General features: G+C 42.0%; 20 protein-coding genes. 10 read left to right on the forward strand and 10 right to left on the reverse strand.

What is annotated here, in order from left to right:
- Window positions 1–8: 8 nt before the first annotated feature.
- Both HWQ23_RS13340 and HWQ23_RS13345 read left to right on the forward strand, forming a co-directional pair.
- On the forward strand, window positions 9–548 hold the full coding sequence (locus HWQ23_RS13340; RefSeq protein WP_292828950.1) for a hypothetical protein: 540 nt from the start codon (window positions 9–11) through the stop codon (window positions 546–548).
- Entirely contained in the window at window positions 545–946 is a 402-nt protein-coding gene (locus tag HWQ23_RS13345) for a hypothetical protein (protein ID WP_292828952.1), read from the forward strand. The genes HWQ23_RS13340 and HWQ23_RS13345 overlap by 4 nt, the downstream gene beginning before the upstream one ends.
- Window positions 947–1,049: 103 nt before the next feature.
- Here HWQ23_RS13345 and HWQ23_RS13350 read toward each other — a convergent pair whose 3' ends face one another.
- Window positions 1,050–3,839, reverse strand: a complete 2,790-nt coding sequence (locus tag HWQ23_RS13350; RefSeq protein WP_292828954.1) for a HEAT repeat domain-containing protein — start codon at window positions 3,837–3,839, stop codon at window positions 1,050–1,052.
- Between the two features lie 137 nt (window positions 3,840–3,976).
- Complete coding sequence (gene cbiE, locus HWQ23_RS13355; RefSeq protein WP_292828956.1) at window positions 3,977–5,197, reverse strand: precorrin-6y C5,15-methyltransferase (decarboxylating) subunit CbiE; 1,221 nt, start codon at window positions 5,195–5,197, stop codon at window positions 3,977–3,979.
- Window positions 5,198–5,321: 124 nt separating this feature from the next.
- On the opposite strand from cbiE, the gene HWQ23_RS13360 reads away from it, so the two are divergent.
- Window positions 5,322–5,543 (forward strand): hypothetical protein, encoded by a 222-nt coding sequence (locus HWQ23_RS13360; RefSeq protein ID WP_229556106.1) that lies wholly within the window; start codon window positions 5,322–5,324, stop codon window positions 5,541–5,543.
- Entirely contained in the window at window positions 5,521–5,778 is a 258-nt protein-coding gene (locus tag HWQ23_RS13365) for a type II toxin-antitoxin system RelE family toxin (protein WP_292828961.1), read from the forward strand. The genes HWQ23_RS13360 and HWQ23_RS13365 overlap by 23 nt, the downstream gene beginning before the upstream one ends.
- A gap of 147 nt (window positions 5,779–5,925) precedes the next feature.
- On the opposite strand, the gene HWQ23_RS13370 is transcribed toward HWQ23_RS13365, so the two are convergent.
- From HWQ23_RS13370 to HWQ23_RS13390, 5 genes are all read right to left on the reverse strand, one after another.
- Entirely contained in the window at window positions 5,926–7,134 is a 1,209-nt protein-coding gene (locus tag HWQ23_RS13370; protein ID WP_292828963.1) for a 4-hydroxy-3-methylbut-2-enyl diphosphate reductase, read from the reverse strand.
- 119 nt (window positions 7,135–7,253) lie between these two features.
- Complete coding sequence (locus tag HWQ23_RS13375) at window positions 7,254–7,985, reverse strand: SGNH/GDSL hydrolase family protein (protein WP_472850397.1); 732 nt, start codon at window positions 7,983–7,985, stop codon at window positions 7,254–7,256.
- Window positions 7,906–8,100 (reverse strand): hypothetical protein, encoded by a 195-nt coding sequence (locus HWQ23_RS13380; RefSeq protein ID WP_292828967.1) that lies wholly within the window; start codon window positions 8,098–8,100, stop codon window positions 7,906–7,908. The genes HWQ23_RS13375 and HWQ23_RS13380 overlap by 80 nt, the downstream gene beginning before the upstream one ends.
- 120 nt (window positions 8,101–8,220) lie before the next feature.
- Window positions 8,221–9,618, reverse strand: coding sequence for an ammonium transporter (locus HWQ23_RS13385; protein ID WP_375466455.1), 1,398 nt, complete (start codon window positions 9,616–9,618; stop codon window positions 8,221–8,223).
- A gap of 388 nt (window positions 9,619–10,006) precedes the next feature.
- Window positions 10,007–10,330, reverse strand: a complete 324-nt coding sequence (locus HWQ23_RS13390; RefSeq protein ID WP_292828971.1) for a YnfA family protein — start codon at window positions 10,328–10,330, stop codon at window positions 10,007–10,009.
- A 455-nt stretch (window positions 10,331–10,785) separates the two neighbouring features.
- Between HWQ23_RS13390 and HWQ23_RS13395 the strand changes: the two genes are divergently transcribed.
- The 6 genes from HWQ23_RS13395 to HWQ23_RS13420 all read left to right on the forward strand — a co-directional run bounded on the left by HWQ23_RS13395 (window position 10,786) and on the right by HWQ23_RS13420 (window position 20,236).
- On the forward strand, window positions 10,786–15,501 hold the full coding sequence (locus HWQ23_RS13395) for a GAF domain-containing protein (protein ID WP_292828973.1): 4,716 nt from the start codon (window positions 10,786–10,788) through the stop codon (window positions 15,499–15,501).
- Between the two features lie 561 nt (window positions 15,502–16,062).
- Complete coding sequence (locus HWQ23_RS13400; RefSeq protein ID WP_292828975.1) at window positions 16,063–16,488, forward strand: DUF4363 family protein; 426 nt, start codon at window positions 16,063–16,065, stop codon at window positions 16,486–16,488.
- Between the two features lie 122 nt (window positions 16,489–16,610).
- The gene (locus HWQ23_RS13405; protein ID WP_292828977.1) at window positions 16,611–16,892 is read left to right on the forward strand and encodes a peptidase; all 282 of its coding nucleotides are present in this window, start codon (window positions 16,611–16,613) and stop codon (window positions 16,890–16,892) included.
- Window positions 16,893–17,117: 225 nt separating this feature from the next.
- Window positions 17,118–17,753 (forward strand): IS607 family transposase, encoded by a 636-nt coding sequence (locus HWQ23_RS13410; RefSeq protein ID WP_292828979.1) that lies wholly within the window; start codon window positions 17,118–17,120, stop codon window positions 17,751–17,753.
- Window positions 17,719–18,804 (forward strand): RNA-guided endonuclease InsQ/TnpB family protein, encoded by a 1,086-nt coding sequence (locus tag HWQ23_RS13415; protein ID WP_292829046.1) that lies wholly within the window; start codon window positions 17,719–17,721, stop codon window positions 18,802–18,804. Before HWQ23_RS13410 ends, HWQ23_RS13415 begins: the two co-directional genes overlap by 35 nt.
- Before the next feature lie 433 nt (window positions 18,805–19,237).
- On the forward strand, window positions 19,238–20,236 hold the full coding sequence (locus HWQ23_RS13420; RefSeq protein WP_292828981.1) for an RNA polymerase sigma factor, RpoD/SigA family: 999 nt from the start codon (window positions 19,238–19,240) through the stop codon (window positions 20,234–20,236).
- On the opposite strand, the gene HWQ23_RS13425 is transcribed toward HWQ23_RS13420, so the two are convergent.
- The 3 genes from HWQ23_RS13425 to HWQ23_RS13435 form a co-directional block, all read right to left on the reverse strand.
- Window positions 20,233–20,373, reverse strand: a complete 141-nt coding sequence (locus tag HWQ23_RS13425; RefSeq protein ID WP_292828983.1) for a hypothetical protein — start codon at window positions 20,371–20,373, stop codon at window positions 20,233–20,235. The two genes, HWQ23_RS13420 and HWQ23_RS13425, sit on opposite strands and share 4 nt — an antisense overlap.
- Window positions 20,374–20,441: 68 nt before the next feature.
- Window positions 20,442–21,164 (reverse strand): cyclase family protein, encoded by a 723-nt coding sequence (locus HWQ23_RS13430; protein ID WP_292828985.1) that lies wholly within the window; start codon window positions 21,162–21,164, stop codon window positions 20,442–20,444.
- A gap of 391 nt (window positions 21,165–21,555) precedes the next feature.
- Window positions 21,556–24,441: a PAS domain-containing protein gene (locus HWQ23_RS13435; RefSeq protein ID WP_292828987.1), complete on the reverse strand. Its 2,886-nt coding sequence runs from the start codon at window positions 24,439–24,441 to the stop codon at window positions 21,556–21,558.
- Window positions 24,442–25,217 lie beyond the last annotated feature (776 nt).

Raw genomic sequence — 25,217 nt, forward strand, 5'->3', positions numbered from 1 at the left:
TATTTAGCTTGGATAAACCCCAAGAGTTAGTATTAACTAAATTAGAAGAAGGACTACCCGCTATAACTCCATCTTTTGGAGCAGCTTTAGCAGAAGCTTGTGCGGTGTGTTTGGAGGATCAAGGTCATTTACAGGGTGTAGAACTCACAGTTAATGGAGAATTTACCGCCAGATTTAGACTATATTGGCAACCTGTTACACAGCAAATGCTCCGTTGCTGGAATGATAAAGAGTTCACCACAGAACAAGCAGCTTATGGCATTGCTTTTATGCTCATCAGACAATTAACTCAGTTTACAGTCATTGAGCGATCGCGCAAAGGCACTGGATTTGATTATTGGTTAGGTAGCGAAGATGAAGCAGGTGAACTCCCGTTTCAAAATAAAGTAAGGCTGGAAGTTTCAGGTATACGTAAAGCAGATGATAGCAGGGTTAGAGCTAGAATAAAACAAAAAATCGAGCAAACTAATCCTTCTGATGGCGAATTTCCAGCCTACATTATTATTGTTGAATTTAGCAGACCCCTATCTTTTATTATGGAAAAATGAGTCAGATTCAGGAGTTGCATAAACAGGCGATGGATTTGGCCGAAGCAGCTTTTATTGCTAAACTCAGAGGAGATTTAAAGCAAGCTAGTCACGTTTCTCGACAAGCTTTTGAAAAAGAATCTCAAGCTGCTGCACTCATTGCCAATCAACTTGATGCCGAGCCGACTCGTTCAGTATTACATCGCAGTGCTGCAACTCTTGCAATAGACTGTGGTGAATTTCGAGCGGCAGAACGTTTGATTGCGATCGCATTATCAGGAAATCCACCCCAAAAAATTGCCCAAGATCTGAAAGATTTATTCATTAAAATAAATTTACGCCCATATTTTGAGCGTCACGGGCTTACTTTTGATGAAGAAAAATTGCGAAATCTAATAGTAGATAAACAGGGTAGTTGAAAGACAGGCGATCGCGCTACTCTAAGGGTAATTATAATAAATGGCGATCGGATTATTGCTTACGCCATCTTGAACCATTCTCTGGTCTGAGACTAAACTATAACTATTTATTTTCATAATATTTTCGTAGTTTTCTCAATACCTTAGCTTTTCTATTACGACGTATTTTTTTTAATGCCTTATCTGCTTCCTCACGCACCCATTCACTTTTATCAGTGAGAAGAATGTTTAGCTTTTGTTGTAATAACTCTGAAGTATCACCTAGATTGACTAAAGCCTCAGCTACAAATGTGAGTACAAAAGTCTCTTCCTCTGAAAGCAAATTTTGTAACTCTCGAACCACTAGCTTGGAGTTATTCCCTAGTTTGCCCAAAGCCTCAGCAGCACTGGCACGTATAGCAAAATCCTGATTTTTGAGCAGCTTTAGTAACTCGTAAACAACTAACTCAGAGTTATTACCTAAATTGCCCAAAGCCTCAGCAGCGATAAGACGCACACCTAGTTCTTTATCTATCAATAGTATCAGCAGCCCTTGCAGGACTAATTCAGAAGCAGTATTTAACTTGTACAAAACTTTAGATGCGCTAACACGCACACTCAAATCCTTATTTGCCATCAGTGCTAATAGCTCTTGCAGCAAAGGCTCTGAGGTATTACCTAACGTACTCAACGCCTCACACGAACTGAGACGTACCAAAGTAATATCATCTGTAAGCATTCTTAATAGTGCTTGCTGTACTAGCTCAGAAGTATTACCTAAGTTACCCAATGCTTCGACTGCCATACGACGCACTAAAGCAACTTCATCTGTAAGTAGATATAATATTCCTTGTAGAAATGGTTTTGAGTCATTGCCTAATATACCTAACGCCTCAGCAGCATTAGCACGCACATTATAATCCACATCTGCAAGCAATACCAGTAGCTTTTCTAGTACAGGATCTGAAGCATTGCCTAACTTACCCAACGCCTCAGCAGCACTCCCTCGCACCTTAGCATCCTCATGTTTTAAAGCTCTAAGGATTTCAGGAACCGCAGATTTGGCTAATGAACCAATATTTCCTATTTCTTCGGCAGCACGTTGCCTATCTTCTGCGTTTGCCTCTGGAGCAGACAAGTTGGTAATAAGTAGCCGAATACGTCGCTTCATTTGTTCTTGTTTTAGTACTTCCGGATCTAGTCCTGCGAGTTTACCTAGTTCTTCTGCCACGAAAGCAGGTACTTTAGCCTCTGAGCCTTTAGCAATACAACATTCTCTCACTGCCAGCAAAAAACCTTTAATTTCTTCCTGTGGTTTACTCTCCGCTTGTGCCAAGAATTCGCGCCAAAATACCTCATTTTCACAGTAATGCTCTAGCAAATATAACCCAGCCAAATACTCAGCCAACGGATCGAGAGCAAAGCGGATTTGGTCGTTATTGTATCCAATTGATTTAATCAGACGCAGATAATTTTCAAAATAGTTAAGGCACGCTTCTGCATTAGTTCCACCCAAAGCTACAACAACAGATTCACGTTTTACAGGTTTTGGTTTATAGTCGCCTTCAAGGCATTTCCAAGCAATTACCTTAGCATCTTCTTTAACAGTGGGGTATTGATTTCTGGTGTCTATTTCCCCCTGGCTATTTAGCTTTTCTAGGTGGTCAATTATCAAATCAGGAATGTTGTCAAGGGAACTTTCTGATGCTGATGAATTCTCTTTAGCGTTAATCATCCGCTCTGCATAAAGTTTAGCCAGTAAAACTGTAATTGTTTTCTTGTCTCCTACTATGCGTGCGAGTTGGGCACATTCTTGCAAAAATTCCTCCTGTTCATCCTCAAATAGAGTCCACTTTTCGCACTTCTTCAAGTACTGTTCGATAAAATATGCTAACTTCCCACCATCAAAGCGGAGAGTCTTAATTTTGCAGTCAATTCCTTGAAATTTTTCCTCAAGGCGTGAGGTAACTATTAAAGCATTAGCTGAAAATTTTAGATCATTAGGATTAATCTTACCTTGGGTTGGTTTACTCATCTCTGATAAATGATCCACAATCAAGAGAATTCGGCGCTGTCGCAGGAGTTGTTCTACGAGCAATTCATCAACAATTGTTTGCTCACTATCGATCAATTCCTGGATCTGTCCCATAATTGCTTCTATCAGAGGCTTCATCCCTTCCCCTGGTTGCGAGTCAAGTTCTTCCTCAATTAGAACTGGTAACATCAAGTGTGTAGTCAGGCGTTTGGACTTGTCTTTTTCCATTGCCCATTTAGCAATCTGGCAGGCAATCGTCGTTTTTCCCGAACCTCCCTCTCCCCAAATCAGTAGTCGTACTCGCTTTTCTTGGGCAAAGCTTTCTCTTAATGTTTCCGCTGTTAATTCCTCTATTTCTTGCTTATTTAATAGCACTGGGAGAGAAACATAATCCTTGCGCTCATCAACAGTTTCATTCTCCAGAAATTTCTTCTGGAAAATATCAATGTGTTTCCCAACCCAAGCATCTAGAACTCTGGAACGGTACTTGAGCCAAATCACAAAACCAAGTGGGAGTTTGAACTCTGGGAACATTCCTATTTTTGGAATCTTCACTTCCGCAGGTAGTCGGAGTAGCAATAGAGGATAAAACCGCAGAACTCCCAGGTACAAAACCACTACAATCCCAAATGCAGCGGCTGTTACAGTCCAAGGTAGATCCTGTTTTTTCTCTTGCGTTGGCGGATTTGTCTTTATTACCTCAGCAGGTTTAATCGATTGTGGTGTAGATTGCGCTGATGTTTGAGCAGACAAGAGACTATTGTTTTGCTTAGTATTTGCTTGCGCCCAATTATGACTTGTCAACAACAGGGGAAATGCAACTCCCAAAAGGGAAACTTTCAGCAATCCTAAGAAAGGTAGCCTTGTATACTTATTCATGAACTGGGCGCAGGAGGTAGGTTACTGAGATTTTATGGTAATTATCACGTTTTGCCCAGGTAAACTAGTGTAGACGCACTCAAGGCTTCTCGCTAAATAATCGCTCTTTGCCAGCTATAACCAAATTACAAATGCGATTATTTGGTTTCAGACTTCACAACTACCCATTGCGTCACACCCGCCATTGCTCGCCAGCCCAAAAATTTACCAATAGGTTCCGCCCGTTGAATGGCAATACGAGTTAAATCACCACCAACTCGTTCATGCCATTGAAATAAAGTTTGCTCACCCTCTACCGTCACTACATTTGCCACTAAACGCCCACCGGATCGCAGTGCTTCCCAACAAACATCAAAAAGTCCCGTTGCTGTCACCCCACCACCAATAAAAATCGCATCTGGTGCAGGTAAATCTTTCAGAACATGGGGCGCTTTACCTTCAATGATTTGCAGATTTGGAGTACCGAGAGTGGCGGCATTATCAACAATATATAGTAGTCTAGAAGAATTTTGTTCGATCGCGATCGCCCGACACCGAGGATTACTCCGCATCCATTCGATAGAAATTGAGCCGCAACCCGCGCCCACATCCCACAATAGTTGTCCCGGTGTGGGTGCCAAAGCTGCTAGGGTAATTGCCCTAACTTCACGCTTCGTTAACTGTCCATCGTGGTGGTAGGCGTTATCTGGTAGTCCTGGTAATCTTGGTAATGGGATAACCCCAGGATCAGCAATACAATAAACTGCGATCGCATTCAACACTGCAACTTCAGTTTCACTCCAAGATGCAGCCGTACCTTGGACAATTCTTTCATGAGCGCCACCCATACGCTCCAATACGGTAATTTTACTGCCACCATAGCCGCGATTTGTCAAAATTTCAGCAACAATGGCGGGTGTGTCCTTCCCTTCGCTCAAAATCAACAGCCGCGCTTCTGGATAGATATAAGACTGGAGTAGGGAGGATGGACGACCATTCAAACTCAAGGTTTCCACCTCAGTTAAAGACCATCCCACCCTGGCACAGGCGAGGCTGAAGGCTGAAGGTGCGGGGATAATCGTCATTTGGGAGACGGGAATACGCCGCATCAAGGTAACACCAATGCCGTAACACATAGGATCGCCGCTTGCAAGTACGCAGATTGACTCACCCCAACGCCGGATAATTTCCTGTACAGAAACACTAATCGGGGATGTCCAGACTAGTTTCTCACGTTGGTCATCTGTAGAGAGCATTGCTAAATGGCGATCGCCTCCCACAATTACTTTAGCTTGATCGACTAGAGAACGAGCGATCGCGCTTAATCCCTGTAACCCATCTTCCCCAATCCCGACGATAGAAAGCCATTTCTCTGTCATGCTAATTCATGATTAAATTAATAATTATTACTTCATAACTAAGACTTGACACTAATTCTAATTCTGAATTATTCCGTCAATTTTGGTAGGATATATTTTATAGTGCTGGATTGAGGATAACAGGATGAACTCACTCCCAGAAATAGAAGCCGCTATTATGCAACTGTCTGAAGGTGAAATGCGGGATTTATCAAACTGGCTCCAAGAATATCTTAACGATGCTTGGGACAAGCAAATTGAAGCAGATGCAAAATCGGGTCGATTGGATCAGTTAATCCAGCGTGCAAAAGCAGATATTGAAGCTAATCGGGTGAAACCGTTAGATGAAATCCTTAACAACCCCTGATTTTTGGCGCTCTTATGCTGCACTTTCACCTGAAGTTAAAGAGCAAGCTAGAAAGGCGTATCGTCTTTGGATTAATAATCAATTTCATCCGTCTTTGCATTTCAAAAAAGTAGGAAATGATTTGTGGTCAGTCAGGATTAGTGGTGGATATCGCGCACTAGCAATTAAGAACGGCGAGGATTATTACTGGATCTGGATTGGTTCACATGATGAGTATGAGGCGCTGATTGGATAAGAATATTGCTGCTTCATTCTTTAACTGATTTTGCAACTTTCTCGGCAATTACAAATGGAGATGGGGAGACAAGGAGATGGGGAAAATAATAACTCCTCAGTCAACAGTCAGCACTCCCAATATCCAGTCCCCAGTCCCCAGTCCCTTTTAAACCAGCGCTGCTGTTGCTTTCATTGCAAAAATTTTCTCAATCACATCTTCTACTACCTTATCTGGAGTGGAAGCACCAGAAGTAATTCCCACAACAATTTCTCCATCTGGCAACCAGTTTTCTGTAGTTATTAACTGCCCATTTAATTGCCGATGTTCTATGGAATCTCCTGATTTAATCCGCTCAACAGTATCAATATGATAAGAAGGAATTCCGCGCTCAAAAGCAATTTGTTGCAACTGAGTAGTATTCGATGAATTAAACCCACCAATTACTACCATTAAATCTAAATTATGTTCCACTAACTCCAACATGGCATCTTGCCGTTCTTGGGTGGCGTCACAAATAGTATTAAAGCTTTGGAAATGCTGATTTAACTCGGTGGGGACATACTTCTGCAACATAGTCCGCTCAAAAAGCTTGCCGATTTGCTCAGTTTCGCCTTTCAGCATGGTAGTTTGATTTGCAATACCAACTCTTTGTAAATCTTGATCGGGGTCAAATCCTGCTGAACAAGCTTTAGCAAATTTTGTCAGAAATTCTTCCCGATTCCCACCATTGATAATATAGTCAGCAACATATTCTGCTTCTTGCAAATTCAACACAATCAAATACTTGCCAGCAAAAGAACTAGTAGCAACTGTTTCTTCGTGCTTATATTTACCGTGAATTATTGAAGTATAATCAATTTTTTTGTGCTTTTCTACTGTATTCCAAACTTTAGATACCCAAGGACAAGTTGTATCAACAATTTTGCAGCCTTTATCGTGAAGTATCTGCATTTCTTGAACGCTAGCCCCAAAAGCAGGTAATATGACTACATCACCAGTTCCAACAACAGAAAAGTCTTTATTCTTTCCTTCAATGGGGATGAATTCTACTTCCATCTCCTGCATACGCTGATTTACAGAAGGGTTGTGGATAATCTCGTTAGTAATCCAGATGTGTTCTGTGGGGAAGTGCTGGCGGGTTTCGTAGGCCATTGCCACAGCCCGTTCTACACCCCAGCAAAAGCCAAAGGCTTGTGCTAGTCGGATTGTCACATCACCTCGTTGTAGGGTGTAATTGCGATCGCGAATTTCCTGAATCAAGTTACTTTGATACTCAGATTGCAACTGGGTGGCAACTTCTGCTTGATGACCAAAGCCCTTGCGATTATAATTTTCTGAATGTTGGAGGCTGCGCTTAAAAGCTTTTGTATCCATTAGATTTGTCTACTTAAACCACTATTTTTTATTTTCTCGCGTCAAGACGCGATTTATACAGACTTGTATTCAAAGATATTACTTCTTTTTGTACTTTCCCCTTTTTCCCCCGAAAGACGTTAACGCTGGGGTTTTAATTCAATTTCGCTATAAATTTGCAATGCAGAACGCCAAACTATATACCCTTCAGGACTTAAGTGTAAGCCATCAGTAGTAAATTCGCGGCGGAGATTACCTTGCTTGTTGGTAAATAGGGGATATAAATCGAGATATTTGACACCTTTTTTGGTAGAAATCCTTTGTAGTTCTTCATTCAACTCGCGAATGCGACTATTGGCAACAACCAACAGTTTATCTCGTCCTTTCCAGGTTGCTGACTCTGCCCCATGTGGCAAAATCGATTGGACAACAATTTGCGCTGTGGGATGCACCTTTCGCAGGTAATTGATAATTTGCCTCTGATTATCTAAAATTACCCTATCGCTCATCCCCCTAATTAGGTCATTAATGCCAATCATTACAAAAATCACCTCTGGCTGGGCGCGGTCAAATATCTTTAATCTCTTCAAGAGTCCATTGCTAGTTTCGCCAGAAATTCCTTGATTGAGCCAATTTTTACCTTCGGGTAATAACTCAGGGGGAAACCACAAACTTAGAGAATCTCCCGCCAGGATGGTTAAATGTGGAGGACGTTGATCAGCAGCGACCTGGGCTTCTTGCGTGAGGATGTCTACCCACTCTTGGTAACTGAGTTGGTGACGGCGACCCAAATCAGGTGTAGGAATTTCGGGTGAGCTGTTCAAGTTCATTGACTCCGGGGATGTTATTATCCCCCCAAAAAAAGCGGTCAATCTCTGCTGTTGCCAAATTAGCAGGATGACCGCCAACATCAGGATGCCGTTGGTTAACAGCGATAAAAATGCCCAGATAGGAAAGGTTTTTGCAGAAGTAGACACGACTAGCCAAATTTACCAATTATTTGAATCAAATTTTAACGCTAGCGATCGCAAATCAGGCCAATTTTGGATTTTGGATTGAAAGAAAAATCTAAAATCTAAAATCCAAAATTGAATAACTCAGCACTCTTTAGTGAGTGGGGCGATCGCCAAACTCGGAGTTGTAACCTTCTTCACCGTGTTCGTTGATATCCATACCTTGCAATTCAGCTTCCTCTTTGACTCGCAGCCCGACTGTAGCATCGATAATCTTGAGAATAATCCACGTACCAACACCTGCGATCACATAGGCAACGGCAATTGCTGCTAATTCAACTCCCAATTCACCCAAATTACCACGTAGCACACCATCTTTACCTGCTCCGTTGACTTGAGTCGTGGCAAAGATCGCCGTTAAAATTGCCCCGACTGTACCACCAATGCCATGCACGGGAAAGGTATCTAAAGCATCGTCAATTTCTAGCTTGTGCTTGAAACTGATCGCATAGAAGCAAACAAAGGCGGTGATGAAACCAATTAAAATCGCTGATAGCGGTGTGACAAATCCGGCGGCGGGAGTGATGCCAACTAAACCAGCAACGGCTCCGGTAGCCGCTCCCACGGCTGTCGGTTTACCCCGTAAAACCGCTTCCAAAATTAGCCACATTAAAGCCGCCGCCGCCGCCGCCGTATTGGTGGCAACAAAGGCGGTTGTTGCCACATTGGTGACTAAGTTACCAGAAGTTCCACTAGCAACAGATAGGGCACTTCCAGCGTTGAAGCCGAACCAACCAAACCACAGCAAGCCAGCACCCAGCAAAATAAACGGAACGTTGTGCGGTGGGCTAAGGCGATCGGGATGGGTTTTCCGAGGCCCAAGGACGATCGCAGCTACTAGGGCGGAAACGCCAGAACTAATATGAACTACTGTGCCACCTGCAAAGTCGAGGGCACCCAAACCACCATACAAACCTAAAAATCCACCTTTCGCCCATACCATGTGGGCTAGGGGAGCGTAAACAAAGGTTGACCACAGTAGCACAAACAGCGAATAGGCGCGGAAACTCATCCGCTCTGCGATCGCCCCAGAAATTAAGGCTGGGGTGATAATCGCAAACATCGCTTGGTAGATCATGAATGCCTGGTGGGGTATCGTTCCGGCATAGGAGACGACTTCCGGCGGGTTTGACCCTTTGAGATAATCGCTTATCTCTAACCCGACATTATTCAACCCGAACCATTGCAATCCCCCGATAAACGGTAAACCTGGCGCAAATGAAAGACTATAGCCCCAGAGAATCCAGGTAACTCCCACGATCGCCATCAACACAAAGCTCATCATCAATGTGTTTAAGACGTTGCGCGATCGCACAAATCCACCATAGAAAAACGCCAATCCTGGTGTCATTAACAGCACAAGTGCTGCTGAAATCAGCATAAAAGCCGTATCTCCAGTATCAGCAGTAGGCACAGCAGGGGCTGGTGTTTGGGCAAAAGCATTGCCCATTAGCGGTACTCCCAAAAACAGTAGGGTGATAGCCGCAATCATCACAACTTTCTTCAACACTTTTTTTCTTCCTAAGTACCAATGATTTGTATTCTTAACTACATTTGATTACTTTTATTGACACATTTTTGTCTTGAAAGATACTTAACCTGAATTATTTGGAAATGTTAACAAAAATATTCTCCTGATTGTAGTTGCCAAAATTTAAATAAGGCTGTAGGTAATCATCACATCTTTTTTTTGAGGAATAGCATTTGATTAACAAGGGGAATGGGAAAGGGGGAAAGGGGGAAAGGTAAAAAGCGTACTTCGTCCCGCTACGCGCTTTCGCCGTTAGTGGGTGACCTAATTTATCCCTTTACCCCTGTTTTTTATTATTAAAACTGTATATCTTAAAAGTTATTGGTGAGAAATAATATAGAAATTTTACTTAATTTCTGGGTGCAAACATGATAATTAAAACACTCACTAAAGCGAAACTTGCTCCTATTAGGTCGTAGCGGTCTGGAGTTACCCCGTCTACCTTCCAACCCCAAAGCATTGCCATTGCGATAAACACGCCACCGTAAGCCGCATAAACTCTGCCAAAATTTGCCGATTGCAGAGTTGCAATAACCCCATAGAAAGCTAAAGCAATTCCCCCCAATATGCCCCACCAGAAGGGCTTACCTTCGCGCAACCACAACCAGATCAGGTAGCCGCCCCCGATTTCAAATAAACCAGCCCACAAAAAATACAGCAGCGACTTAATCATTTGAGCGATTCTTTAATAAGGTCGAACTCAGTGAAATTACGCTAACGCTTTTAACTAAATTATTGCCATTAATTGAAGTAAGTTTGTTGAATTGGGCATGGGGCAAACAGGGCAAACAGGGCATTGAGCATTGGCCAAGCCAATTCAATGCAAGGATTTTGGTGAAGCAGCGCGGTCTTTTCCCTCACGCGCGTGGCTAGCGCCAACACGAAGCAGCGTCTCCAATTGGGGGTTTCCACGCCACTTGCTTCACTTGGGGAGACCCCTGTCCCCGCAGTGGCTCCCCATAAGCGACTGCTGTTAGCACCACAAAGAGCGACGTAGGAGCGTCTTTTGGATTAAATTTCAATTCTTTAATTCTTTAATTCTTCAATCTAAAATCTAAAATCTAAAATCTAAAATTCTTACTCCCCCTGCTCGTTTCCCAGTTCCCAGAATATAGATAAGGCTCAAGGATGAAAGCACCATTACCTGATAACGAAGCACAGAGAATCGAGACGCTTTTGGAGTATAAGATTCTTGACACGCCATCTGAAGCCGCTTTTGACGACCTCACACATTTAGCCTCGTATATTTGTCAAACTCCTATTGCCTTAATTAGCTTAATTGATACAAACCGTCAGTGGTTCAAGTCAAAAGTTGGTTTGGAAGCCCTAGAAACACACCGAGATTTGGCATTCTGTGCCCATGCTATTTTACAGCCTGATGTTTTTGTTGTGCCTGATGCAAGAGATGACGAACGGTTCGCTACAAACCCACTGGTAACATCTGATCCAAATATTCGATTTTATGCTGGCGTACCTCTGACTAACCCTGAGGGATACGCGCTCGGAACCCTATGTGTGATTGACTACATACCACGGAAACTTACTCCAGAACAAGTGGAGGCATTACGAGCTTTGGGTCGTCAAGTCATAAAGCAACTGGAATTGCGCCGAAATTTAGCAAGTTTAGTACTTGTTACCAAGAAAGGCAAACAAGCCCAGAGGGTACCCAAGCAATTTTTTAAAAAGATTGTGGCAGGTTTTGGTTTGGCATCGGCAATTTTAGTTTTGATTGGCGTGGTTTCTTATCAAAATACAATAGCATCTACTAATAATCGCAGTATAGTAAAAAAAACGTACCAAAAAATCAAAAGTCTAGACCAACTACTGTCCCAGATAAAGGATGCCGAAACTGGGCAAAGTAGTTACATTATTAGTGGAGAAAAAGTTTATCTAAAACCTTATCAATCAGCACTTACAAATGTCAATCAAGAAATTGCCAAGCTGAAGAATTTAACAGCAGAGCAACCGAAGCAACGACAGGAGATCGCAACCCTTGAATCTCTGATAACCGCTAAACTTACTGAACTAAAACAGACTATCGACTTGCGCCAGAACAAAGGATCAGATGCGGCGTTGCAAGTACTACTGAGAAATAATCAAGAAAATCTCATCGAGAATATCGGCAAGATAATCAATGAGATGAAAAACGAGGAAATGGGGCGGATTCAGCAAGAGTTACAAGCAGCAAAGGCTCGGACTCGCAACACAATTCTGACACTTGCGATCGCCATTTGCTTAAGTTTTATCGTTCTTGCTGTAGTCTACTACTTTATCTATCGTGAGGTCAGTGAGCGGAAGAGGACAGAAGAAGCCTTAAACCAAGAACGCAACTTTATCTCAGCAGTCCTGGATACAGCCGACGCGTTGGTAGTAGTTCTCAATTCTCAAGGGCAATTCGTTCGTTTCAATCAAGCTTGTGAGCAAATAACGGGTTACTCCTTCGATGAAGTCAGGGGTAGGTATTGCTGGAACTTGTTGCTAATTCCTGAACAGGTGGAGCCGATCAAAGCAATTTTTGAGCAGTTACGAACTGGTCAAATCCCCAATCTCAAGGAGTACGAAAACTATTGGGTAATGAAGGATGGCAATCGCCGACTGATTGCTTGGTCGAATAGCCTCTTAAAAGACTATGAAGGATCAGTGGAATACATTGTTGCCACTGGCATTGACATCACCGATGTCTCCGACGAGCTTCGCTTACGCAAACGATCTGAACGGCTTCTGAATGCACAATATGCTGCAACCCGCGTTTTAGCGGAGTGCGCCACGACGGGCGAGGCTACTTACCAAATCCTGCAAGGGATCTGTGAGAGTTTGGGATGGGATTTGGGTGAAATTTGGATGGTAGATCAGCAAGCAAATGTGCTGCGTTTTCTCGACATGTGGCATAAAGCATCTTTTGAGGTGCAAGAGTTTGAAGCAGTGAGTAGAAACACTACTTTTGTACCAGGAATTGGGCTACCTGGTCGGGTTTGGGCTAGTTCTAAACCTGTTTGGATCGCTGATGTTGTTAAAGAACTCAGTTTCTCCCGCTTCAAAATCAGCGATCAAGTACAACTACACGCAGCCTTCGGTTTTCCGATCCGCATCGATCACAAAATCCTCGGTGTCATTACCTGCTTCAACCGGGAAATTCAGCTACCTGACGAAGATTTGGTAAAAACGATGAATTCGATTGGTGAGCAAGTCGGGCAATTTATCCAGCGTAAACAGGCTGAAGAAGAAATACAACGCCAAAACTTGCGATCGCAACTATTTACCGAAATCGCCCTGAAGATTCGCCAGTCTTTGCAAATCGAAGAAATTCTCCAAATCACTGTCCAGGAGATCCAAAAGATTCTCCAGACTGACCGAGTTTTGATCTATCAGCTTTTGCCAGATGAATCTGTAACCACCGTTGTTGAAGCTGTAGTTTCTGGCTTACCAGCAATCAAAGAGCAAAATCTTACCCTCCCCTACTTTCAAGCGGAATATCTACAACAGTACTATCTACAGCAGTACCGTCAAGGACGGATTTTGGGGCTGGCTAACTTGAATTTGCCAGAAGTTGAACAAAGCCATCTGGAATTAATGCAACAGTTTGGGGTCAAATTCAATTTGATTGTGCCCATTTTGGTGAAAGAAGAACTTCGCGGTTTACTCGTAGTTCATCAGTCTGACGATTCACACCACTGGTCTAGCTTTGAAACTAATCTCTTGCGGCAAATAGCCGATCAATTAGGTATTGCCTTAGCCCAAGCCGAACTATTAGCAGTAGAAACTCGTCAGCGACAAGAACTTGAAATTGCCTATCGCCAAGCCGAAATAGCTTCTCAAATGAAAAGTGCCTTTTTGGCGAATATGAGTCATGAAATTCGGACTCCGATGAATGCTGTATTGGGAATGACCGGTTTAGTGTTAGAGACTTCCTTGGACGAAGAACAGCGAGATTTTATTGAAACAATTCGTAGTAGTGGAGACGCGCTTTTAAGTTTAATCAACGAGATTTTGGATCTTTCCAAACTTGAGGCCGGAGAGATGGCTCTCGAAACTCTAGATTTTGACCTATCCACTTGTATGGAAGAAGTGGTGGAATTGTTGGCTCCCTCAGCCTATAACAAGGGATTAGAAATTGCCGTCCTGATTGAGCACAACGTCCCCACCTACCTCAAAGGAGATGCTGGTAGGCTGCGGCAAATTCTGATGAACTTAATCAGCAATGCTATCAAGTTCACCAGTGTGGGCGAAGTATTAGTGCAAGCCGAATTGCGTATGTTTTCCTCTACTACAGCCACTATCCATTTTGCGATTACAGATACAGGTCTTGGCATTAGTCCTGAAGACCAACGCAAACTCTTTATGCCATTTACCCAAGTGGATGCTTCTACGACTCGCAAATATGGTGGTACTGGTTTGGGATTAGCTATCTGTAAACAACTGGTAACTTTGATGGGTGGAGTGATTGGGATAGAAAGCCAGATGGGGAAAGGATCTAAGTTTTGGTTTGAGGTGCTTTTCTTGAAGCAAGTTGAGCCTGTTTTGCTAAAATGCGAACGCGGACTTTTGAGCGATCGCCGCTTGTTAGTCGTGGATAATAACACTACTAATTACAAAATTATCTCCCATCAAGCGACTCATTGGGGAATGCAGGTAGATTACGCTGACAGTGTTGCTGCTGCCCTCAAAGCTATTCAGGAAACTGGTAAGCAGGGAAAATCCTATGATGTCGCCTTGGTTGATATGCAAATACCCCAAACAAATGGCGTGACAATAGGCGAACAAATTAAAGCCAATTCCGCAATTGCTGAGATACCTTTAATTATGCTCACCTCTACTAATCAACGGCATGAAGTGCAGCAGGCGCTCAAAATCGGATTTGTTGCTTATTTGGTCAAACCCATTAAGCCATCACGACTCCTCGATACGATCATAACTATTTTAGAAACTCAGCCGGAATCAGAACAAGGGGCTAGAGACTGGAGGTTAGAGGGTACTGAAGAAATCCAAAGTAGAGAAACTTCAGCCATTCTTACTTCCCTTTCCCCTAACCCCTCTACTAAATTAAAGTTAAGAATTCTCCTAGCAGAAGATAATTTTGTGAATCAGAAAGTAGCCTTGAAGCAACTCCAGAGTTTGGGCTACAAAGCCGATGTCGTTGCTAATGGAAAGGAAGTTTTGCAGCTATTAAAAAAAATTCCTTACGATTTGATTCTAATGGATTGCCAAATGCCAATTCTCGACGGTTTTGAAACCACAAAAGAAATTCATCGTTGGCAAGTGGATGCCTTTGTCCTGCGTCGTCGTCCTGTGGTGATTGCGATGACGGCTAATGCGATGAAAGAAGACGAACAAATGTGTCTCAATGCCGGAATGGACGACTATCTGAGTAAGCCAGTCTTTAAAGAAAAATTGGCTGCGACTCTAGAGTATTGGACAGGCGTGATCCTTTCAAAACAAGAGGCAGTTGTGTATGAACAGACAGTTTCCACTGACCTATTAATTGATTGGGAACACTTGCATCGGATATCGGGAAATGATGGAGAATTTGAATTAAATCTATTGCAAATATGCGTTGAAGATATGAAACCCCGTTTAGAGAGAATTAAAACAGCGATCGCATCTCATGACTTTGGGCAAATTACGCGAGAAACTCATCATTTTAAAGGTGCTAGTGGCAACATTGGAGCCACAGCTATGTACCTAGCAGCTGACAAATTAGAACAATTGGCTTACCGTCAAGAGCGTAGAGGTACTATCAACTTAGTTTCCGAATTAGAAGAATTTGTCAACCGCATTGAAGACTTTTTAATCAGAAACAAAGCAATAAATCAGACCTTATTACCAATCAAAAATCATGGGGCATAAACCCGTAACGAAGACGACTTATAGATACTGTGAATCTCACCCTTTAAACCCTGGTTTGGCGTTGCTTTCCCGCCCTGCAATCAATTGCAAACTCAAAAATCTTCTTTAATATTCTCCATATTTAAAAATACTTGCTCTATACCTAGTGGGGTCAAGCCCTAACAGTTGCTTCCTTTACCCCTTACCGAATTTTAGATTTTAAATTTCGGAAAATGGAATTGTTGGGCGTTGCCTAAGAAGAGAAGATTCTTGCGTTCCATTATTTAAAAAGGTCTAAAGCCCCCGAATTTATACTCGCTCCGCGTGGTTCTTGCTACGTGGAATAAATCTAAAATCTAAAATCTGAAATTAAATGACAGAGCAAGTGACTTAATTGCTCTTTTCAATCTAAAATCTAAAATCTAAAATCTAAAATCTAAAATTGTGTGACCCTTTTCCCTTTCCGCCTCTTTGGTAATAAATTAGACTTTACAAACATCCTCTTAGACGACAAGTTTACTGATATAGTAGCTGATACCCGTCGCTACTTGGCGATTTCTGATTATTCCAGAGGTATTATTTATGAAACGCTTAATTTACATTATCCCCGTTACTGCAATTGGCTTACTGACATTGGTAGGATGCAACAGCGCTCAAGAATCTGCTACCCAGACTCCTGCTACCACACAAACTACTGCGGCAACAACGGTATCCAAAACTGCTGGTGCTACGCAGGGAGGTTTTGATACTTTGGTCAGTGTAGTTTCAAATACAAAAACTGCGGTGTCAGCCGGAAAGTTTGACAAAGCTCAACAGGAATTTGATAAGTTTGAAAACTCTTGGTCTAAGGTTGAGGATGGTGTCAAAACTAAATCTTCAAAAACCTATAATGTAATCGAAGATGCTGCCACCCAGGTGAAAGGTGCGCTGAAAGCAAAAGATAAAGCGAAAGCTCTTAAGGGCTTACAAACACTTAGCACAAATATTGCCACTGTTTCTAAAGGTTAATTAACATATCAGTAGGAGTCAAAAGACAGTAAAAAAACAAGCTTTAAATCTGACTTTGAGATAAATAGTTTTGTACCTCATCAAGTTGCAAACTGCTATAGTTCCACTGGAGAATTTGGATAATGCGTTCATTTCGCAAGTACCATCGAACTCTAGCGATTATTTTGGCTTTACCGCTTGCTGTAACATTGTTAACTGGTATTGCAGCTACGTTGGTAGGTGAGTGGTCAGCTAACCTTGGAGTTCCGCGTAGTCTATTGCTTTCGATTCATCGTGGTGAAATCTTCGGTTTAGAGGGAATCTACCCGATTTTGAACGGACTAGGACTATTGGCGTTGTTGGTTACTGGATTAAGTATGACTAGTTTGTTTGGCAGGAAAAGGCCAAAATCCGAGAAAGATTAGAAAAGACATAACTTCACCTATTTCCGCAATTCCTCTCAGCGCTTCTCTTCGAGTAATCGGGAGCCTCCTTGGGGAAATAGGTGATTTTTTTGCTTAGATTCCCAGAACGCGACTTGACTTACTTGACTTAGGGTAAAACTCTAAAGAGACAGAGGGAAGGTTAGCCAATAGCTAATTACTCGCTAACAATAGCTCATAAATACTAACAAATGCTAATATAGTGGTATGACTTATGTACCACTACGAGAGGCAGTTAAAAAACTTGGACTGCACCCAAACACATTAAGGAAGTACGCAGACAATGGGAAAATCCAAAGCATCAAAAACGAAGCAGGGCAAAGACTCTTTGATGTCGAGTCCTATCTTCGCGCAAAGTCTGCCACCGGGGAGTATCCCCGTGGCGAGCTTTGCGGTGCAGATAGAGCTTCCCTTATTTGCTACTGCCGAGTCAGTTCAACCAAGCAGCGAGACGACCTTGGTAGACAAATTGCTTATATGCAATCACTCTACCCAGATGCCGAAATCATCAAAGACATCGGCAGTGGAATCAACTTCAAACGGAAAGGACTGCAAACCTTACTGGACAGACTTATGCAAGGAGATAAGCTCACGCTTATTATTGCCTGTCGTGACCGACTCGCAAGATTTGGATTTGAACTTATTCAGTACATGGTCGAGCAAAACGGTGGACAAATCGTGGTTCAAGGGCAAACTGTACATTGCCCCGAATCAGAGCTTACCTCGGATCTTCTCTCCATCCTCCACGTCTTCTCTTGTCGGATGCACGGACTCAGAAAGTACAGTAAAAAAATCAAGGAAGATCCGGATCTTCCTCACCGCATCGCAAAGACAGACCCTTAAGCAATGGTTTGGTGTGTCTAGATTCGTCTACAACACCACCGTCAAATTACTGCAAGATTCCAGCATTAAAGCTAACTGGAAAGCGATTAAAACTGACATACTGAACGGGTTACCAGAGTGGAGTAAATCAGTCCCTTATCAAATTAAGTCAATCGCTATCAAAGATGCTTGCAAAGCTGTTAGTAACGCTAAGAAAAAGTTTAAAAATGGTGGAGGCATTAGCAAGGTTAGATTTAGGTCAAGAAAAGACCCTGTGCAATCTTGCTACATTCCCAAATCTGCGGTAAAAGACTTAGGAATTTACCACACTATATTAGGTGAGGCAACTTTCAAAGAAACTTTGCCACAAAGCTTTGGTGACTGTCGTTTAGTATTTGCTTATCGTGACTACTATTTGACGGTTCCAGAGAACGTGCCGCAACAAAAGTCTGATAACCAAGGACATGTTGTGGCACTTGACCCCGGCATCAGGACGTTTATCACATTCTTTTCTGAATCTAGTTTTGGTGAAATCGGAACAGATGCTAGCTTACAAATTCAGAAGCTATGCTTCCGTTTAGATAAGTTGATTTCTAAGCTAACTAAAGCTAAATGCAAACAGAAAAGAAGAATGAAACTTGCAGCAAGTTCACTACGAGGTAAAATCAAAAATCTTGTAGACGAACTACACAAGAAAACCGCTCGGTTTTTGGTTGATAACTTTGACATTATTTTGCTACCAACTTTTGAAACATCGCAGATGTCTAGAAAGGCAAAGCGGCGAATTAGGTCAAAATCAGTACGCCAGATGTTGACACTCTCTCATTATCGTTTTAAGCAGTTCCTTAAACACAAAGCTTTTGAAACTGGCATTGTAGTGATGGATGTTAACGAGGCATATACATCAAAAACAGTTAGCTGGACTGGCGAAATAATCCACAAACTTGGTGGTGCTAAATTTGTCAAGTCTCCATCTGATGGGCGGGTGATGCCGAGGGATCTAAATGGTGCGCGAGGTATTTTCCTTCGTGCATTGGTTGATACGCCCTCTCTCAAGGAGTGTATTTGTTAATGAATGTTAGCAAAAAGGTATCGGAAAAAGTACTTTCATGCGTCATAGTGTACATGATCTCTGGCTACTTACAGGAGAATTATCAAATAAAGCAGGTATAAAGCCTGTTTTGGAGACTTAGGTTGTGTATTCCACCAAATTTAAATCCGCTGAAATTTGTACAGACATAACTTTTTCAATTGTTTGACAAGCTCCTGTCACATCAAGCTCTTAACTTAAAAAATATTAGTTTTGGCAAAATAATTATACGTGACAAAAACCCGAAAAATATTAACAAATTCTTGATTTTTACCTTTTAAAGTCAAGCTACAAACCGATTGCAGTCAAAATTTTAGTCTGAAACTCTCTTCTCTACGAGACGCGCAAAGAACAATTTTCGATTGTTAATTCCCTCTAAACCAACAAATATTTCTGAAGGTTCAAATAAATAACTATGAATAATCTATCTAGCCGGTCTCTAGAAGGAAGTAATAAAAATGAAAAACCTTTATATACTGCTGATACAGTGCGTACTTATCTGAGCGAGATTGGACGTATACCTTTATTAACTCATGAGCAAGAGATTAATTTCGCCAAGCAAATTCAACAAATGATGGCTTTAGTTGCTGCGAAAGAAAAATTAGCTGTTCAATTAAAACGTCAACCGACACAACAAGAGTGGATTGAAAATATAAATATCGCTGAAAACTCTCTGCTGCAACAGCTAGATCAGGGATATCAAGCCAAGCAGAAAATGATTCAAGCTAACCTGCGACTTGTGGTGTCTATTGCTAAGAAATATCAAAGACATAACCTAGATTTTCTCGACTTAATTCAAGAAGGAAGTTTAGGTTTAGAGCGAGGAGTTGAGAAATTTGACCCTACTAAAGGGTACAAGTTTTCAACTTATGGCTATTGGTGGATTCGTCAGGCAATTACACGAGCGATCGCCGAAAAAGGACGTATTATCCGCTTGCCTATTCATGTTACAGAAAAACTGAACAAAATCAAGCGTATTCAACGTGAACTAACTCAAACATTAGGCCGTACTCCTACCGCAGTTGATATCGCCGAAGAACTATCTTTAGATCCCAAACAAATTCGAGATTATTTACTCTTAGCACGTCAACCTGTCTCTCTAGAATTGCGAGTTGGCTCAGAAAAAGATACAGAATTACAAGATATGTTGGAGGATGATGGACTCTCCCCAGAATTATACGCTGACCAAAAGTTTCTCCAACAAAATATTCAAGATTTATTGTTAAAATTAACTCCTCAGCAACGAGAAATATTAACTTTACGTTTTGGCTTAACAGATGGAAATGAACTTTCTTTAGTGGAGATTGGTCAACGTCTGGGTATTAGTCGAGAACGAGTGCGACAGGTAGAGCAACAAGCTTTGGGTATTCTCCGAAGACATAAGGATAAGATACACAGCTATCTAGCTAGTTAATTATGATGAGCGTAGGCTAGCAAAAACCGTAGGCTATCGCAACCTACAAAAACACAGATGGTGATGGTGAAGTGACGCTGTTCTGCTGTTGCAATGAAGGAAGCGATCGCTTCACACGCCACAGCCACGGTTAACATCAGCAGGTTTCGTGCTAGCGGATAATTAGTTATAAAATTGGCGTGAGAAGCAAATATCGATATAACAATTAAGGGACAAACGCCAACACCCCCACAGGAGAACCAGAACCACCACGCAACCTAAGAACTGCGATCGCTAAAGTAGTACCTTTAGGTGGCAGTTGATCCAAATTTGTCAGATTCTCCAACACAATGCGCGGTTTTTCCAACACCAAGCGGTTAATTGCAAAGCTGTTATCCTGTCCAGGGTCTACGCCATGCGTATCAATTCCTACCCCTGCTATTTGCCGTTCATTCAGTAATAATTGAGCCGCATCCCTGCCAAACCCAGGAAAGTGAGCAATTCCTTGAGCATCATGATTGAGGAATGCAGTTTTATCCAACCACTTTTTTTCCCAACCAGTATTTAGTATAACTACGCAGCCAGCAGAAATTTCACCGTATTGTTCTTCCCAAGCCAGAACATCAGCAATAGTCAGGGCATAATCAGGATTAACGGCTGTGGCTTGGCAAATATTTATGACCACCGCAGGTACAACCAAAGACTGGGCTGGGTATTGGTCAATTCCCACAGCATAACTATGAAAACTGTTAGGGGCGTTGATATGCGTAGCGCTATGTTCCCCCAAGGAGAAACGCCGCAGGTAATAACCATCATTATTTAGTTCAGCCACAGTTTCAAATTCTACTGTGGGGTCGCCAGACCATTGGGGAATATCTATGTCAATTACATGACTTAGGTGGATAACGCGTGTGTAGGTGATACTATTTTGACTTTGGGGTTGTATCATCCCAGCCTTCTATTTTATTTATACTCAGGGATTTTTTTCAAAGGTGCGATGCCTGGGTTAGGCTACGCCGAAGCAAACATAGTACTACCATTACAACCTTTTTTAATCGATTGAACTGGAACATTTCTATTCCTAATTCCCTATACTAGTACAACACGGCGGAAATTCAGCTACCATCTCAATTAACCAGACTAACAAGTTGCTCACAGCAACTTGTTGAAGGTAGGTAAACTGACGCAACAGTGTACTAGGAGAAATAATCCCCCCAATTCCTGTAAATTCTAGGTTGTTGGGGGGTCAAATGTTGCAGCAAAAATTGAATTAATATCAGTTAACAACTAATAGATTAATTTTTAATTAACTTTAGGTCAAGATTGCCTAATTTCTACGATCAAGATTCCTGCTTGAGTGGAATCACGATCACAAACTCAGCACCTTCTCCTGGCGCTGAAATACACTGGATTTTCCCATCGTGTTTTTTTACAACAATTTGGTAGCTAATTGATAACCCCATGCCAGTGCCTTTACCCACAGGTTTTGTAGTGAAGAAGGGGTCAAATAGGCGTTTGCAAACTTCCTCAGTCATGCCTAGTCCATTGTCGGCAATGCTAATGATTACACGGTCTTCTTCGATGAGGGTGCGAATCCGAATCTGGGGAAAAGTCATTTTTCTCCGAAGTTCTGAGCGGAGGCTTCCTCCGCTCAGACTTCTCTCTTGGTCATTTGTCCTTTGTTCAGTCTTGTTTACTAATGACATAGGCGCTTCCGGCAGCGTATGACTAATGACATAGGCGCTTGGCCTTCCGGCAGGGTATGACTCTTCTAAAACATCGATCGCATTTGCCAACAGATTCATAAACACCTGATTCATCTGTCCAGCGTGACACACGACCGGTGGCAGGTTGCCGTAGTCTCGGATTACTTGGATTTCGGGATGTCCTGGTTTGGCTTTCAAACGATTTTGCAACAGCAGCAAGGTGCTCTCCATACCTTCATGAATATCTACTGGCTTCATACCGTCTTCATCAAGGCGAGAAAAATTACGTAAAGATAGGACAATCTGCCGAATGCGTTCGGCTCCCATGTTCATAGAATCGAGGATTTTCGGCAAATCGTGCTTGATAAAGTCTAAATCAATGGTGTAGATTTGTTGGTGAATCTCTGGTGTTGGTGGGCAGTAGTTCTGTTGATAAAGTTCTACTAAGTGCAGTAAATCCTTAGTATATTCACGGGCATGGCTAATATTGCCGTAGATGAAATTGATGGGATTATTGATTTCGTGGGCAATACCTGCAACCAATTGTCCTAAACTGGACATTTTTTCAGTTTGAATCAGTTGCGCTTGGGTTTGTTGAAGTTCTAGCAATGCCGCTTCTAGTTGCTGGGCTTTGTCTTGGGCAGTTTGGGCAGTAATGCGACTTTGGGTGTAAAGTTTAGCTTGGTCAATGGCGATCGCTAGTTGAACTGTAACTGCTTGTAATAATTCTACTTCGTTGTCCAGCCAAGGGCGGAAGCCACTACAATCACCACAGCTAAATGTGCCAATTTCCCCAGATTGGGTGTGTACGGGCAGCGACATAAAGGCAGTGAAACCAAAATCTTGCAAAAACTGCCGTGCAGTGGGATGATCGCCCATAGTCTCAGCATCATCAATGCGGATGATTTCTCTATTTAAGGTTTTGGCTGCGATTAGTTCGATTTCTGCATTAGTTCCTTCTCGGTCATTAAGCAGACAGGGTAAAAAAGAACTTTTCGCTTCATATACTCTCTCCCAGTAGGGTACATCAACGTCTTGTCGATACCAAAAGAAGGCGCAGCGATCGATTTTGAATAAGTTGCCAATCTCCTGCACTGCGGTTTCCACAATGTGATTGAGATCCAAAGAAGCCCGAATTTGGCTAGAAAGACGATTGATTAGTGCTTCTCGCTGGGCGCTTTCTCTGAGTGCAATTTCTGCTTGTTTGCGCTCAGTGGTGTCATGGCAAATACCAACGAAGTTTAAAACATTACCATTGGTGTCTCTAATAGCAGATGAGTTGCTTGTATGCCATCGCCAACTACCATTTTTGTGTTTTATTCGATATTCAATTGGCAGAAGTTTTTCGCCTGTTGTCAAAAGTCTTTGAAAATAATCGGCACAGATAGGCACATCGTCAGGATGTACAAAGGGAACAAAAGATTTACCTTCAACCTCTGCAACCTCATGCCCAAAAATTTCAGTCCAGTTAGGAGAAACGTAGGAAAATATCCCTTCAAGTGTCAGCGCAAAAATAATGTTATTGGCGTTTTCAACAATGCTGCGAAACTTGGCATCGCTTTCTATGAATGCTGCTTGGATGTCGCGGACAAGAACTATAATTTGCTGGTCTGGCAATGGTAATAATCTAGCTTCAAAATTATTGTTCCCTTCTGGTAGCGGTAAGGTATATTCAAAACTGACTTCATATTGAGTTTCAAGTACTTGAGTTATTGCTTGGTGGAAGCGATCGCCTACAGCAATCGGTAGGCATTCTTGCAAACTCTTGCCCTGACAATCTCCTGGTGGAATAGACAGATTCTCTATTTTTCCTGGCTTGTAATCCAGAATAGTTCCATCAGCATCGAGACGAAAGTATAAATCAGGAAGCACTTGCAAAATCGCTGCAAATTCTGATGTTTTTTGGTGTAACTGTGCTTCAACTGCTTGGCGTTTTGCAGTTTCAGCTTGCAGTTGCGCCAGTATTTTTTGGAATTCTGCCACCTGGGCTTTCTCTGTAATATTACGTAGGCGATATGAGGGATTTGTAGATGCGGAGCAGCTTTCTGTCAGGATAGGTCGGCTTCCTACTATTGTCATTTCTGTTATGTCTACACAATAACCGATGTAACCGACAAAGCTGCCATCTGCTGCAAATCGTGGTGCGGCTGTATCTAAAATCCAGCGATATTCGCCATCAGCCCGACGCAGGCGATATTCCCTCCAGAACGAATCACGCGCCGCAAATGCTGCTAAGTAGATATCTTCACATCGCTGTCTATCTTCTGGATGGACGCTGCAAGTCCAGATATTGCCTATCTCATCTTCTCGCGCAGATGCAGATGCGCCTGTTATTAGATATGTTCCAATAAATTCCAGCCAATTTGAATTGAAGTAACAGTAAAGTGCATTGCATCCAGCTATCCAAATCATCAAAGGAGCAGTATCCACCTGGTGGCAAAATACTTTTTCATCCTGTTGTATTTCTTCCTCTTCAACTATGATTTGGCTAATGTAGCTCTGCACCTTTTTAGAAAACACTTTTGCCTGCCTGCTCTGCCTAAATTATTAAGGTAATAGTCGGAAAAGAGGATTTGTTAATAAATAGATATCATCTTGCTCACAACCTATTATTTATTTTAATCCTTTATTGATTTTTATCTTTGCAATAATTCCTGTTTTACTGTAAATAAATTAAAAAAATGCTGAAGTTCTCATTAAGATTAGCCTCAGCATTTTTGGTGAGATTTAAACTATCGATGTGTTAAGGAAGTTTTTTTTTGTTTGTTCTTAAAATACTGATAAATTCATCTTAGCTATGTAATTGCATTGCTCAAAAACCTGATTTAGCTTCATCAAAACTATATGATTCTCTGTGAGCCACTGACGTCTTCATAATAAATTCACAATACTAAAGAATTTCATCCAAAATAAATATTGATTTTTTATCAAGAAGAATTCAGGATGAATTAGAGTCTGGATCAGACAATGCAAGGATTTTGGATTTTAGATTTTAGATTGAAGAAAAGAGCAATCAAGTCAGGGGCAAGTCATTTAATTTTAGATTTTGCGGAAAGTTGCGTGGGCGGCTCTGCCGCGCCACTTCCTATAACGGGGGGAACCCCCGCAACGGAGTGGCTTGACTTGAGCAAACTTTCCAAGACGGATTAAAGAATTTTCTCTTCTTAGGCAACGCTCAACAATTCCATTTTCCAAAATTTAAAATCTAAAATTCGATGATCGATGTAGCTTGCTTAAAATCAGGGGTATAAAAGCGTTTAATACTCACATTTATACTAAGCATCATTTAGTGATTA

It is taken from the genome of Nostoc sp. JL33, from assembly GCF_017114985.1.
GTDB lineage: Bacteria > Cyanobacteriota > Cyanobacteriia > Cyanobacteriales > Nostocaceae > Nostoc.

What these genes read in the sequence shown, in the direction of transcription:
- HWQ23_RS13345 (WP_292828952.1), top strand. Translation starts at nt 545, where the DNA reads ATGAGTCAGATTCAGGAGTTGCATAAACAGGCGATGGATTTGGCCGAA.
- HWQ23_RS13350 (WP_292828954.1), bottom strand. Translation starts at nt 3,839, where the DNA reads ATGAATAAGTATACAAGGCTACCTTTCTTAGGATTGCTGAAAGTTTCC.
- cbiE (WP_292828956.1), bottom strand. Translation starts at nt 5,197, where the DNA reads ATGACAGAGAAATGGCTTTCTATCGTCGGGATTGGGGAAGATGGGTTA.
- HWQ23_RS13360 (WP_229556106.1), top strand. Translation starts at nt 5,322, where the DNA reads ATGAACTCACTCCCAGAAATAGAAGCCGCTATTATGCAACTGTCTGAA.
- HWQ23_RS13365 (WP_292828961.1), top strand. Translation starts at nt 5,521, where the DNA reads ATGAAATCCTTAACAACCCCTGATTTTTGGCGCTCTTATGCTGCACTT.
- HWQ23_RS13370 (WP_292828963.1), bottom strand. Translation starts at nt 7,134, where the DNA reads ATGGATACAAAAGCTTTTAAGCGCAGCCTCCAACATTCAGAAAATTAT.
- HWQ23_RS13385 (WP_375466455.1), bottom strand. Translation starts at nt 9,618, where the DNA reads ATGATTGCGGCTATCACCCTACTGTTTTTGGGAGTACCGCTAATGGGC.
- HWQ23_RS13390 (WP_292828971.1), bottom strand. Translation starts at nt 10,330, where the DNA reads ATGATTAAGTCGCTGCTGTATTTTTTGTGGGCTGGTTTATTTGAAATC.
- HWQ23_RS13395 (WP_292828973.1), top strand. Translation starts at nt 10,786, where the DNA reads ATGAAAGCACCATTACCTGATAACGAAGCACAGAGAATCGAGACGCTT.
- HWQ23_RS13400 (WP_292828975.1), top strand. Translation starts at nt 16,063, where the DNA reads ATGAAACGCTTAATTTACATTATCCCCGTTACTGCAATTGGCTTACTG.
- HWQ23_RS13405 (WP_292828977.1), top strand. Translation starts at nt 16,611, where the DNA reads ATGCGTTCATTTCGCAAGTACCATCGAACTCTAGCGATTATTTTGGCT.
- HWQ23_RS13410 (WP_292828979.1), top strand. Translation starts at nt 17,118, where the DNA reads ATGACTTATGTACCACTACGAGAGGCAGTTAAAAAACTTGGACTGCAC.
- HWQ23_RS13420 (WP_292828981.1), top strand. Translation starts at nt 19,238, where the DNA reads ATGAATAATCTATCTAGCCGGTCTCTAGAAGGAAGTAATAAAAATGAA.
- HWQ23_RS13425 (WP_292828983.1), bottom strand. Translation starts at nt 20,373, where the DNA reads ATGTTAACCGTGGCTGTGGCGTGTGAAGCGATCGCTTCCTTCATTGCA.
- HWQ23_RS13430 (WP_292828985.1), bottom strand. Translation starts at nt 21,164, where the DNA reads ATGATACAACCCCAAAGTCAAAATAGTATCACCTACACACGCGTTATC.